Source organism: Asticcacaulis solisilvae (assembly GCF_017875235.1).
GTDB classification, from domain to species: Bacteria; Pseudomonadota; Alphaproteobacteria; order Caulobacterales; family Caulobacteraceae; genus Asticcacaulis; species Asticcacaulis solisilvae_A.
Genome location: NZ_JAGGMI010000001.1, coordinates 362,001 through 375,059, shown reverse-complemented (window position 1 = coordinate 375,059; position 13,059 = coordinate 362,001). Strand labels below are relative to the sequence as shown.

The 13,059-nt window shown below is 63.4% G+C and carries 12 protein-coding genes; all 12 read left to right on the top strand.

What is annotated here, in order from left to right:
• The first annotated feature begins 2 nt into the window (after window positions 1-2).
• Complete coding sequence (locus tag J2X24_RS01775; RefSeq protein WP_209715693.1) at window positions 3-1,154, top strand: phosphoribosyltransferase domain-containing protein; 1,152 nt, start codon at window positions 3-5, stop codon at window positions 1,152-1,154.
• Window positions 1,151-1,897, top strand: a complete 747-nt coding sequence (locus tag J2X24_RS01770) for an HAD family hydrolase (protein ID WP_209715690.1) — start codon at window positions 1,151-1,153, stop codon at window positions 1,895-1,897. The genes J2X24_RS01775 and J2X24_RS01770 overlap by 4 nt, the downstream gene beginning before the upstream one ends.
• Window positions 1,881-2,969 (top strand): cysteine protease StiP family protein, encoded by a 1,089-nt coding sequence (locus tag J2X24_RS01765; protein WP_209715687.1) that lies wholly within the window; start codon window positions 1,881-1,883, stop codon window positions 2,967-2,969. The genes J2X24_RS01770 and J2X24_RS01765 overlap by 17 nt, the downstream gene beginning before the upstream one ends.
• On the top strand, window positions 2,966-3,868 hold the full coding sequence (locus tag J2X24_RS01760) for an HpcH/HpaI aldolase/citrate lyase family protein (RefSeq protein WP_209715685.1): 903 nt from the start codon (window positions 2,966-2,968) through the stop codon (window positions 3,866-3,868). Before J2X24_RS01765 ends, J2X24_RS01760 begins: the two co-directional genes overlap by 4 nt.
• A 141-nt stretch (window positions 3,869-4,009) precedes the next feature.
• Window positions 4,010-5,176: a toxic anion resistance protein gene (locus J2X24_RS01755; RefSeq protein WP_209715683.1), complete on the top strand. Its 1,167-nt coding sequence runs from the start codon at window positions 4,010-4,012 to the stop codon at window positions 5,174-5,176.
• Window positions 5,177-5,369: 193 nt separating this feature from the next.
• Complete coding sequence (locus tag J2X24_RS01750) at window positions 5,370-5,750, top strand: hypothetical protein (RefSeq protein WP_310002371.1); 381 nt, start codon at window positions 5,370-5,372, stop codon at window positions 5,748-5,750.
• 15 nt (window positions 5,751-5,765) lie between these two features.
• The gene (locus tag J2X24_RS01745; protein ID WP_209715681.1) at window positions 5,766-5,981 is read left to right on the top strand and encodes a hypothetical protein; all 216 of its coding nucleotides are present in this window, start codon (window positions 5,766-5,768) and stop codon (window positions 5,979-5,981) included.
• Between the two features lies 1 nt (window position 5,982).
• Entirely contained in the window at window positions 5,983-6,837 is an 855-nt protein-coding gene (locus tag J2X24_RS01740; RefSeq protein ID WP_209715678.1) for an aldo/keto reductase, read from the top strand.
• 95 nt (window positions 6,838-6,932) lie between these two features.
• Window positions 6,933-8,285 carry a GGDEF domain-containing protein gene (locus J2X24_RS01735; RefSeq protein WP_209715675.1) on the top strand — a complete coding sequence of 451 codons (1,353 nt, stop codon included), beginning with the start codon at window positions 6,933-6,935 and terminating at the stop codon, window positions 8,283-8,285.
• A gap of 161 nt (window positions 8,286-8,446) precedes the next feature.
• Window positions 8,447-9,787 carry a hypothetical protein gene (locus J2X24_RS01730; protein WP_209715673.1) on the top strand — a complete coding sequence of 447 codons (1,341 nt, stop codon included), beginning with the start codon at window positions 8,447-8,449 and terminating at the stop codon, window positions 9,785-9,787.
• A 65-nt stretch (window positions 9,788-9,852) separates the two neighbouring features.
• The gene (locus J2X24_RS01725; RefSeq protein ID WP_209715670.1) at window positions 9,853-11,490 is read left to right on the top strand and encodes a carboxylesterase/lipase family protein; all 1,638 of its coding nucleotides are present in this window, start codon (window positions 9,853-9,855) and stop codon (window positions 11,488-11,490) included.
• Between the two features lie 170 nt (window positions 11,491-11,660).
• Window positions 11,661-13,058, top strand: coding sequence for a sensor histidine kinase (locus J2X24_RS01720; RefSeq protein WP_209715667.1), 1,398 nt, complete (start codon window positions 11,661-11,663; stop codon window positions 13,056-13,058).
• The last annotated feature ends 1 nt before the right edge of the window (window position 13,059 follow it).

Genomic DNA, 13,059 nt, shown 5'->3' with positions numbered 1-13,059 from the left:
CCATGACGGGCGCGTACACAGCCGACCTTTCCGAAACCATCACCTTGCCGACCGGCGAGTTGTCCCTGCGCGTTTACGACGGCCCGCCTTTGCGCGATCTGTGCGACTTCGCCGCGCGCTCAAACCCCAAACGCGGCTTCCTGATCGTCTCGAAGATTCTTGGCCGCCACCTGCCGGCGTCGCCGGTCGAGATGCGCCGGTCGATGCAGGTCCTGGCGCAAAAGATCGCGGCCGACCTGCCGCAGCCAATCGTCTTTCTGGGCCTGGCGGAAACGGCGACGGCGCTGGGTCAGGGCGTGTTTGCCGCGTTTCAGCAGATCCACCCGGCAGCGAAGGTTTTGTACCTGCAAAGCGCGCGGCAGAGGGTCGAGGGCGTGCAGGTGCTGACGACTTTCGAAGAGGGGCACAGCCACGCCACGACCCATCTGGTCCAGATCGCCGATCCTGAGCTGGAGGCGCTTGCGCGATCGGCGCGGTCGCTGGTCATCGTCGACGACGAGTGCAGCACGGGCAATACCTTTATCGGTGCCGCCGAAGCGCTGGCCAATGTGATGCCGCACCTCGAATGCATCGAGACCTGCTGTATTACCGACTGGGGCGGCGGCGCCTATCTCGACGCCATGCCGCTGCCGACGCAGGCGCGCGCCATCCTGTCGGGCAGCATGCAGTGGCAGGCGGCGACACTTCCGGCTCAGCCGGTGCTGGCGGCGCGCACCAACCAGCCGGGCGGCGCGCCCGCCGAAGGTATGCGCAGCCGAACAGGCCTGACCCGTCCGGAACGCGCCGTGCGCCAGCCAATCAAGGCTGTCGCTGGTGAGCGCATTCTGGTGCTGGGCGAGGGCGAGCATTCCTACGAGGCGCTGCTGGCCGCCGAGGAGGTCGAGGCGCAAGGCGCCATCGCCGCCGTCCAGTGCATCACCCGCAGCCCGGCGCTTCTGGGTCACGCCATGCAGAGCGCGTCAGCGTTTTCGGACGCCTATGGCAGCGGCGCGCCGTGTTTCCTGTACAATATTCTCGGTCATCGCCCCGATCGCATCCTGATCCTGAGCGAGGTCGTCAGGGACCAGGCGGCGGAAGCCCGCGCGGCATTGGCGCAGTTGGGCCGTGACATCCTAGTCGAGGTTGTCGCCTGCCGTTATGGTGACGGCCAGTGAGCGCCCCGATCATCCTTGCCGACCTGGACGACACCCTGTTCCAGACCGCCCGCAAATGCCCCGGCGGCGTGGCCGACGGCCTGCGACTGATGAGCCGGCTGAACGATGGCAGTCCCAGCGGCTATGCGACGGTGCGGCAGGAAAGCCTGCTGAAGTGGCTGCGCGTCGGTAAGCTGATCCCGGTGACCGCGCGCAGCCGCGAGGCGCTCAGCCGCGCCGATATCGAACAGGCGCCGGCCATCTGCGGCAATGGCGGCTGTATTCTACTGGACGATGGCGAGATCGACCAGGCCTGGCATGATCAACTGTTGGCTCAGGCCCGCGATGGCGAAGCTGTTGACGACGTCTATGCCGCACTTACCGGGGCGCTTGATACGGCCGCATTCCGCCACTGGGTCGCGGCAGAAAACGGCATGCCGCAATTTATCGTCGTCAAGAGCAACCGCGATGGCGGCGAGGTGCTGGCAGACATTGAACGCGACCTGGTGCACCGATTGCCGGATGGCTGGCGCGTCCATCGCAATGACAACAACCTGGCCTATCTGCCGCCCTGGCTGAGCAAGCGACACGCCGTCCGCTACCTTATCGAAAAGCTGCGGGCCGACGCGCCCGATGCACCGGTGATCGGCATCGGCGACAGCGTCTCCGACGTTGGCTTCATGGACCTGTGCGACTTCGCCATGACGCCCACGCAATCCCAGCTTTGGACGCACGTCGGGGGCGACAATGTCTGGATTGACTGAAGCCTTTTCCGGCACCTACGCGGCTGAGGATGTGGTCATGCTGCTCAAGCCCGCAGACATCGCGCCTACACCGGTCGCCGAGAAGGAACGCCTGATCCAGTCGGGCGTGAAGCACTATTCAGAGATGCTGTCGGCAGAAGCCGTGCCGGACGCGCGTTACATGCAGCTTTATCACGATGCCCTGGCGCGCAATGCCGGGCGGCTGAAAAATGATATCGCCACGCTGGCGCAGAAGATCGCCGCGCGACCGCAAACGCAGGCGCAATGCGTCATCATTTCGCTGGCCCGTGCCGGAACGCCGATCGGCGTGCTGGTCAAACGCGCGCTGGAGCGCTTGGGCGTCACAGCCTTTCACTACACGGTCAGCATCATTCGCGGCCGGGGCATCGATCTCAATGCGCTCAGGGCTATCACGGCGCGTCATGGTACGGCGTCCGCGATCTTTCTCGACGGCTGGACCGGCAAGGGCGCCATCAGCCGCGAACTGGAAACCTCGCTGGCGCAGTCAGACCTGGGCTTTGCGCCGTTCCTGGCCGTAGTCGCCGATCCGGCCGGGACCGCCAGTCTGGCGGCGACGACCGACGACTATGTCATCCCCAGCGGTCTTCTGAACGGCATTGTCTCGGGGCTGATCAGCCGCACTGTGTTGACCGACACATTGGTCGGCCCAAATGACTTCCACGCCTGCCTGTTCCAGCAAGACCAGGCGCCGTACGACCTGACCCACCACTTCCTCGAGGCCGTCGAGGGCGCCGATACCGTTGCCGTCTCCGTGCCGTGGTCACCGGAGGCGGCGAAAATGGCGGCAGCAACGAAAGACCGCATTTTGCGGCATCTTGCGGATACTTATCAGGTTACCGATATTAATCGCATCAAGCCCGGCATCGCCGAAGCAACGCGGGCGACCCTTCGCCGTCTGCCCGAACGGGTGCTGGTAAGGGACCTCGACGATCCGGAGACGCAGCACCTGCGGCATCTGGCGGAAAAGGACGGCGTGCCGGTGATGGAACGCGATTTGGGGGGCTACCGCGCAGTGACGATTATCAGGAATATAAAGGGCGAGCAGGAATGAGAGCGATCGAACTGGGCGCCACGCTCTATACCCCCGCGCTGAACCCGGCGGCGATGGACAATGCCTATGGGGCCTGTCCCGATCTGCGTTCCATGGTCATCTGCCTGGAAGACGCTATCCGCGATGACGAACTGGCCGGCGCCGAGCAGGCGCTGAAGGTCACGCTGCAACATTTCACTCTCATGTCGCCGACGGTGCATGTCTTTGTCCGGCCGCGGAGCCCGCAAATGCTCGCACGCATCCTGGCCATGCCCGGCGCCGAACATCTGGCGGGCTTTGTCCTGCCCAAGATCACGGCCGGGACCGTCGACGACTGGTTCGGCCTGCCGGGTATAGACGGTCACCTGTTCATGCCGACCATCGAAGGCAAGGAGGCGTTCGATCCGGTCAGCCTGGGCCAGTTGCGCGACCGGCTTCTGCCTTTCCGCGAGCGGATACTGGCCGTGCGTGTCGGCGGCAACGATATCCTCAGCCTGATCGGCGTGCGCAGGTCGCGTTTCCGCACGGCCTATGACGGTCTTCTGGGCGTCGCCATACTCAATATTACCGCGGCCTTTGCCAGCCACGGTTTCAGCGTCACGGCGCCGGTTTTTGAGCATTTCGGCGACCACAGCCTGCTGGCCGAAGAGGTCGAACAGGATATCGAAAACGGCCTGCTGACCAAGACGGCGGTCCATCCGTCGCAGATCCCTGTCATTCAGCGGCTGTACAAGCCTTCGGCCGCCGACCTGATGGAGGCGCGCGCGATCTTGGACAACGCCTCGCCGGCGGTTTTCGGCGCGAACGGCAGCATGTGCGAGCCGGCGACCCACAGCCGCTGGGCGGAAAATATCGTCCAGCGCGCGCAAATCTATGGTATTGCTGAGGGCCTGTCTGCGGCCGATAGTCGAGTCGCTTGACGGCATCGGGGGGAAAGGCGGGCCATACTGAATTTTCAGTTGTGGCAACGGGCCTGCGATCTTACGATCACGCTCTGAGATGCAAAGCCGTTCGACGGTACAGTAGCGTTTAAATTAAACCTTCTCTGGGGAAACACGACTATGAGTGATCTCGTTCTTGAGGCTCCGGCCCCTGTTGCCGCCGTTCCCGTCGAAAAGGCCGCCGGACTGGTGCCGATCGAAACCTCGGTAAAGTCGGAATTGGAGACCAAGGTCGAGACCTACATCGCCGACCTGGTCAGCGTCGACGCCAACAGCCCGGACTTCGGCACCAAGATCAACCAGCTTAATGCCCTGGGCCAGCGCGAAATCTCGGCCCTGTCGTCGCAGAGCAACCGCTTCCTCGACCGCCCGACTAAGCAGATGGAAGGGGAGGGCAGCGTCGGCAACTCCCTGATCGAGTTGCGCCACACCATCGAAGGCCTGGATCCGTCGCGCGGTGGCCTCCTGACCGAACCGCGCAAGCTATTCGGCTTCATCCCGTTCGGCAACAAGCTGAAGGCCTATTTCGACAAGTATCAGTCGGCCCAGACCCACATCAACGGCATCCTGGTGACCCTGGCGCGCGGCAAGGACGAGCTCCTGCAGGACAATGTCGCCATCGACGGTGAGCGCCGCAAGATGTGGGAGATGATGGGCAAGCTGGAGCAGGTCATCCATATCTCCAAGACGCTCGACAGCCGCCTGGAAGAGCGCGCCAACGATCTCGACAGCTCCGACCCGACCAAGGCGCGCGCCATCCGCGAATCGGCGCTCTTCTATGTCCGTCAGCGCACGACCGACCTGCTGACGCAGATGGCCGTGACGGTGCAGGGCTATCTGGCGCTGGACCTGATCAAGAAGAACAATATCGAGCTGATCAAGGGTGTCGATCGCGCCTCGACGACGACCATCGCGGCCCTGCGCACGGCCGTGACGGTCGCCCAAGCCCTAGCCAGTCAGAAACTGGTGCTCGACCAGATCACGGCGCTGAACACCACCACGTCGAACATGATCGCCAGCACCAGCGAGCTTCTGAAGTCGAACACGGCGCGTATCCACGAACAGGCGACCTCGGCGACCATTCACGTCGAAACCTTGCAACGTGCCTTCGCCAACATCTACGCGACCATGGACGCCGTCGACGAATTTAAGATCAAGGCGCTGTCGAATATGAAGACGACGGTTGATACCTTGTCGCACGAAACCGAGAAGGCAAAGGGCTATATCGCCCGCGCCCAGGGCAACAGTGCGGACAATGGTTCGAACTCGCCGCTGGCTTTGAACTAAACCGCAGCGCTTTCCCAAAAGTGTTAGCGGTTTTTTGGTAGAAAGCGGGGCTACTTAATTCGAGCCGTGGATTTTTTGGATTCGCGGCTTATTATCGGTAAGTATGAATCTCATGGAGTTCTTCCGAAGGCTGTTTGCCAAGCCCTCGCTGCCGCCTCCGGCACCCTTGCCGCCGGGGCCGGAACCCGTGCGCGTGGACTACACAGATGACCGAGTGCCGGACAGCGCCCAGGCGCGCATCCGGCGTATCCTGACCACGCTCGATGAGGTTCATGAGGCCGCCAAGCGCGAGCACGCTTCGACGGTCAACCGCTTTGACCTCGAGCAGATGCGTGACCTGCATCTGCCCAAGCTGGTGAAGAGCTATATTGATATTCCGTCCGCGCACCGGTCCGAGATCTTTCGCAAGACCGGCAAGTCAGCCAGCTTCATCCTGGATGAAAGCCTGGACAAGATGCAGGACAAGCTCGACGACATGCTGCGCAGCCTGGCCCAGCACGATCTGGATGCCTTTACGCACAACACCCAGTTCATCGGCCAGCGTTATGCCGACAAGGACAATCCGTTTCTTTGAGCAATAGGCCGAACGGTGTCAGCGGTTTTGGCTGGATATCGCCCCAATGAAATCCGCCGTCAGCTGTTCGTCGGCCACGATGGCGGCGAGGGCCAGCGTCCGGTAGAGCTGATCCTGCGTCATCACACGGCCTTTCGCTTGATCGATAAAGCCGGAATCTTAAGCCGGCGAAATAATGCGATTGCAATTGCTGCCGTCTACGCCCATCTGCCCAGCAAACAAGGAGACTGACATGACGGCAGCGAACAGCGGAACCTTCAGGATCGGTGGGGAACTGAGTGTCAACCGGCTGGGGTTCGGCGCCATGCGCGTCACTGGACCGGGTGTCTGGGGGCCGCCGGCCGATCGCGACGAGGCCATCCGCGTGTTGAGGCGCCTACTGGAGCTGGGCATCGACTTTATCGACACCGCCGATTCCTACGGGCCCGACGTCTCCGAAGAGCTGATCCACGAGGCTCTGCATCCCTACGGCAAGACGGTCATCGCCACCAAGGCCGGGCTGGTGCGGCGCGGGCCGAACATCTGGATTCCCAACGGCGATCCCGACTACCTGATCGAAAACGCCAACCGGTCACGCGACAAGCTGGGCATTGAGATCATCGACCTGTGGCAACTCCACCGCATCGATCCGCGCGTGCCGCGTGACGAACAGTTCGCGGCGATCAAGTTGCTTCTCGACAGCGGCGTTATCCGCCACGCCGGCCTGTCCGAGGTCTCGGTCGAAGACATCAAGGCGGCACAGAAGGTCTTCCCGGTCGCCACCGTCCAAAACCGCTACAACCTGGCCGAACGCGGCAGCGAAGACGTGCTGAACTATTGCGAATCCCATGGCATCGGCTTTATCCCATGGTATCCCCTGGCGGCGGGTGACCTGGCCAGGCCGGGGACGGTGCTCGACAGCATCGCGATGGCGCACAACGCCGCGCCATCGCAGATCGCGCTTGCCTGGGTGTTGAAGCGCTCATCCGTCATGCTGCCCATTCCGGGCACCAGCAAGGTCAAGCATCTTGAGGAAAACGTCGCGGCGGCGAACATCGTCCTCAAGGATGACGAGTTCGCGGCAGTGGACAGGGCAGCGCGCGCTTGACCTGTCGTTAACGGTGTTATTTCACTGGATGCTTAAGGTTATCGCGTAGGCTCCTTCCCAAAGATGATAACATCTGTTTGGGATAGTTGACTGCCTTGAGTACCAAAGGTCTGAAAGATCGTATCGCCGGATTTGCCGGCAAAGGCCTGCGCCTGGCCGCCAGCGCCAAGTTTGAAGTGGCGCTACTCGGCCTGCTGCTGTTGACGGCCGGCGCCATTGCCGGCAAGGACCAGTTGCTGGGCCGTACAGTGGTCTTCACACCACAAAACACAACCCGTAACGCGCATCTCGTTTTTTCGGATGGCGACGCGGGTGTCGGCGGCAAGACCGCGACCTACGATAAGGGCGGGCTTAAGTGGGACTGCGACCTGCACGTCCAGCACCCTTACCGATACTGCGGCTATGAGCTGTTTCTCGACGGCGACCGGGGCATTCACGGTCTCGACCTGAGCAATATGCGCGCGATGCGCATCACCATGATGTACAAGGGGGAGGCGACCTCCTTCCGTGTACATCTCAAGAATTTCGATCCGTCCTACAGCATCCGCGCCGACGACGAGAGCCCGCAATATCTGCGCGTCGAGGCCGACACCACGCCTGGCAAGCTGCAAACCATAGAATTCACCACGGCCGATTTTGGCGTTGCCGACTGGTGGCTGCGCAAGCACAGGCTGGCGCCGCAGTTTGGCCGCCCCAAGTTCGACAATGTGACCTCGCTGATCTTCGAGACCGGGACGGAAGCGCCGGTCGGACATCATTCGTTTGAAGTGCGCGAAGTGCTGATCCGCAAGGCGATCCTGAGCGATGCGCAGGGTTACCTGCTTCTGCTCGGCATGTGGATCGTGATGATCGTTGCCTATCTTGGCTATCGCGTCGCCAACCTGCGCAAGGCCCTTTTGGAGCGCCAGACCCTGGAAGCCTTGGCCTTGCGTGAAGCGCAGGAAGCCGCGCGCCGCGACCATCTGACCGGTGTGCTCAATCGCCGGGGCATGATCGAAGCGTTCGACGGTATGGCCGGGCAAAGGCGCGGCGCCTTCGACCTGGCCGTCATCCTGATCGACATCGACCACTTCAAGGCCTTGAACGACACCCATGGCCACGATTTCGGCGATAAGGTACTGGCGGCATTCGCCGGCGTTATCGGCCGCAATGTCCGCATGCAGGACATGGTGGCGCGCTGGGGCGGCGAGGAATTCGTCGTCGTCTGCGCCGATGTCGACCGCCGGGGCGCCCAGAAGATCGCCGAAAAGCTGCGTGAACGCGTCGAAGGCCACGACTTCGGTCCGTGCGGGCCCGTGACGGCCAGCTTCGGCATCCACTGGGCCAACGGCGCGCAGCCCGATCTGTCGCGCATGGTGTCCCTGGCCGACACGGCGCTCTATGCCGCCAAGGCCGCCGGCCGCAACTGTTGCCGCCTGCTCCGCGCCGATATGTCGAAAGCGGCTTAACGCCCAAACATCGTTCCTTCGGCAACAGCGGGACGCTAAAACCAGATCGCCGTTAACCTTTTGTTGACTCTTCGGCGGCCCTGGGATTGCATCTGTCCGTTCGAGCCTCAAGCGCTGCGTATCGTCCTGATACGTTTCTCGCCTTGAGGGGGTAACGGGACATGTTCGAATTCGGTCGTGAAATCAGACGCATCTTCGGCAATCAGGGCCGGGTCGAAACCGATCCGTCGCTCTATGAGCTGTTGAATCTCAAGCTGCTCATCGCCCAGGGGCGCCATCTCGATATCGAAGGCGGCCGCGTCTCGACCAAGAATCGCTTCACGCCCTACCTCGAAGCCGCGCAGATCTGGCGCGAATATGCGCGCCGGACCGGTGATCCGGTGGCGCTCCGCCGCGCGGCCTCGGCCGCCGAAAACGCCGGCAAGGAGGCCAAGACGACGTCGGAAGCCGCTTCCGCCGCGCTGGAGCAGGCCCTGACCTGCATCCTGGGCAGCGAACTGTTCGAAACGCACGAACTGCTCGATTCGGCCGAAAGCCTGCTGAGTGGCGGCAAGGCGGCCATCGCCGACGACGAGGTGCTGAAGGTCCGCTTCGCCGCCGTCGAAGCCCGCCTGGCCGCCCGTAATGCGGCGCGCAAAGGGGCACAGGACCTCGATCCGGCGCTGCACGCCATGTCGCGCATCGACCGCGCCATCGACCGCGCCGACCAGCGCGTCCGCCAGACCAATGCCGCCCGCGACAAGCTGGACGCCGCCCATGCGCGCTTCGACCGCGGCGACCTTTTGATGATGGTGGGGCTCGACCGCGCCGACGCGACGCTGATGGCCGCGGTCATCACCGATTTCGACGCCCTGCGTCAGCGCCTCGACCCGGACTACGAGCCCGTGACCTATGCCCGCGTCACCCTGCGCCTGGCGCTGGCCCGCATCTGGCAGGGCCAGATCGAAGGCAAGCCAGAAGGCATCAGCCTGGGCATCGCGCTGCTGTCGAACGAAGACACCGCGACGCTCGACTACGAGCATTCGCCGCTCGACTGGGTGGAGCACAAGCAGGCCCTGGCCATGGGGCTGCAGGCCCTGGGGGAACTGACGCTCAACCAGGAGGTCTGCGACCAGGCGATCGCCATGTACGACCTAGCGCTGAAGCGGCCGATGCAGAAGCAACTGACCCTGCGCGCGCAACTGGTCAACAACCGCGCCGTCTGTCAGGCCCGGCAGGCCGAACTGAAAGGCGACCTGAAGTCGCTGGACGCGGCCGAAGCGGCATTCAAGGACGAACTGCGTATGCTGAAACCGCAGGAAGATCCGGTCGGCTGGGCGATCGTGCAGAGCAACCTGGCGCGGCTCTATGTGGCGCGTGGCGACATCACCGGCTTCATGATGGAGCGCACCGAGGCGGCCTATGCCCTGGAAGCGGCGCATGAGATCTTTTCGGAGCACGGCATGGCGGCCCTGGCCGAAAGCGTGCAGGCCCAGCTTAGCCGCGTGCGCGAGCAGGGGTAGCTTGTTGGCTCGATGAAGCTCGGTTAAGCTCTCCCAAAAATCATAACAGTTTTTGGGAGAAGACCATGCGTTTCACACTGGATCGGCGGAGTCTCATGGGCTCCGGGCTGGCGGCATCGCTGCTGACGACGGCAGGCTGGGCGCAGACGCTGTCTCCCTCCACCATTCCCATAGCGCCCTTTGTCGAGGTCGAGACCGCGAAAGGCCGAGTCCGTGGCGGTACGGCGCGTGGAGCCTTGAGCTTCAAGGGCATCCCCTATGCCGGTCCGATGGGCGGCGCCCACCGTTTCCGCGCGCCGCAACCGGTCAAGCCCTGGACGGGCGTGTTCGACGCAACGAAACTGGGCGCGCCGGCCTTGCAGAAGCCGAAGTCGACCTACGGCGAGCAGGAGCCTGGCTACAGCGAAGACTGCGGCGTGCTGAACGTGTGGACGCCGGCGGCCGACGGCAAAAAGCGGCCGGTCATGTTCTACCTGCACGGCGGCGGCTTTGTGACCGGCTCGGCCGGCTCGACCTCGCAGGACGGCGGGCGGCTGGCGGCGGTCCACGATGTGGTGGTCGTGGCCGGCAATCACCGCCTGGGCCTGATGGGCTACCTGTGGGTCGAAGGCGAAAACCGCGTCCCCAATGCCGGCATGCTCGATATCGTCGCAGCGCTCGAATGGGTCAGGGACAATATCGCGGCCTTCGGCGGCGATCCCGGCAATGTCACGATCTTCGGCGAGTCCGGCGGCGGTGGCAAGGTCGGTACGCTGATGGCCATGCCGGCGGCGCACGGCCTGTTCCACAAGGCGATCATTCAGAGCGGCGCCTGGCCGCGCCGCTTCACCGCCGAGGCCGCGCGCGAAACCACTCGCCGCCTGATGAAGACGCTGGACCTGACGGACACGGCGCGGCTGGACACCATCCCGGCGCAGGTCCTGCTCGACCTGCAACTGTTGGCCGACCAGGACCAGGGGCCGCTGGCCAATCCCCGCAAGGGCCCGCGCCGCCTGTTGCCCGCCGGTGGTGACGCCAATGAGGCCGGCCATTTCGGCCCGATCGTTGACGGCGCCGTCCTGCCGATCCAGCCTTTCGATCCGAAGGCGCCGGCCCTGTCCGCCAAGATTCCGCTGATCATCGGCTGGGATCGCGACGAGGCGACCTTCTTCAACATGGGCCGGCCGGACACCTTTACCATGGACGAGGCGGCGCTGAAGGCCAGGCTCGACACGGAGTTCGGCGCCAGGGTGCCCGAAATCCTTAGCGCCTATCGCGGGCTTTACCCCAAGGCCACGCCGGCCGACGTCTATATCGCCATCGCCTCGGCGCGTGTTTTCGGCAATGACAGCGTGACGACCGCCAGCCTGAAGTCGGACCAGTCCGCACCTGTCTGGCTCTATCGCTATGACTACGAATCGAACTTTCCGATCGCCGGCACGAACACGACGCTGAAGGCCGGCCACGCCACCGATATCGGCGCGACCTTCCACAACTGGGACTTAGGCGGACTGCACGGCAACGGTCCGGGATTGGAACAGGCGTCGCGCAACCTGTCGACGCTTTTGACAACGTTTGCTCGCACAGGCAAACCTTCCGCCAAGGGGCTGCCGGACTGGCCGGTCTATGACCGCCGGCACCGCGCCACCATGCTGGTCAACACCACCTGCCGCGTCGAGAACGACCCGGAAGGCGCCGCGCGCGCAATGTGGGGCGCGGGATAAGAAGTGTGAGCGGTTTTTCGCATTAACGCCGCGACAAACCAACGGGATTTTTGCGCCCATCGGCGCGGAAATGTGTCACAAGCACCTGTTACCGTTTACACGCAACAGGCGAACTGTCATAGGTTATGCAAAGGATTGCTGAACCATCTTCCGGAAACTGGGCGCTGTTCATGACCTTGCGGGCGCGTATTTCCATTCTGATCGGCGGACTGGTCGTCATGTCGCTGAGCGTCATGCTGTTCGGTTTATCAACCCTGTCCGACTACAACCGGATGATGGCGGATTACGGCCGCGCCTATGAGAACGCCTATATGGGAGAGCGGCTGAACCGCCTGATCAGTTCGGCGGTCATGGAGTCGCGTGGCATCTACCATTCGCGGTCGCAAGACGAAACGCGGATGTTCGCTGCCCGGCTCGATCGCAATCTCGATGAAATCGATGCCGTGCTGGTGCAATGGCGCGGCAAGGGAACGGCCGACCAGGACGTCGGGCTTGACCGGCTGGAAGACCGCGCCCGCCAGTTTATCGAGGTCCGCCGGGGGTTGAGCAAGGCGGCCGTCGCCCAGGGGCCGGCGGCCGCTGAAGCCATTGGTGTCGCCGATCGTCCCGTGCGCATGAGTTTCCAGCGCGATATCGACCGCGTGGTCGCCGCGACTCGCCGCACCCTGGATTCGGAGACGGCGCGTGCCGACACCTACCGCCGCGAGAGGGTGATCAGCTTCGTCGCCGTAACGCTGGTGTGGATCGTCTTGGCCGCCGCCCTGAGCTTCTGGATCGTCCAGCACTTCATCATGCGCGAACTGGAGCGGGCGCGCGTCGCCGACGAGAACCGCGAGCGGCTGCTGAAACAACTGATGGAGTCGAACACCGAACTGGAACGCTTCGCCTATGTCGCGTCGCACGACATGCAGGAGCCGGTGCGCATGGTCAATATCTACAGCCAGCTGGTCGCCGAAGACTATCACGACCGGATGGACGAGAAGGGGCGCCGCTATCTCGGCATCATCAGCTCGTCGGCGACGCGCATGCACCTGATGGTGCAGGACCTGTTGCGCTATTCCCGGCTGAAGCATGAACCTTTCGAGGACAGTGTCGTCGATCTCGATCGTCTGCTCGTCCAGGTACGCGCCAACCTGGGGCAGCGGATCGCCGAAACGGACGCGCGGATCGAAAGCGACAATCTACCGAAGGTGTCGGGAAATCCCGTGCAGTTGCAACGGCTTTTCGAGAACCTGATCGGCAATGCCATGACCTACCAGCCCGAGGGGCGGCTGCCGGTGATCACCGTGTCGTCGGTGGAGGCCGGGGGGCGCTGGCGGATCTGCGTCACCGACAACGGTATCGGCATCGAGCCCGAATACGCCAAGCAGATCTTTGAGCCATTCCGCCGTTTGCATACCTGGGACAAATATAACGGCACCGGCCTCGGCCTGACCATTTGTCGCAAGATCGTCGAACGCCACGGTGGCGAGATCTGGGTCGAGCCCGCGCCCGGTCATGGCGCGCGCTTCTGCTTTACGCTGGCGAAGGCGCCGGAAGCTTCGATATCCGAGGCCGCGGCGGCCTGAT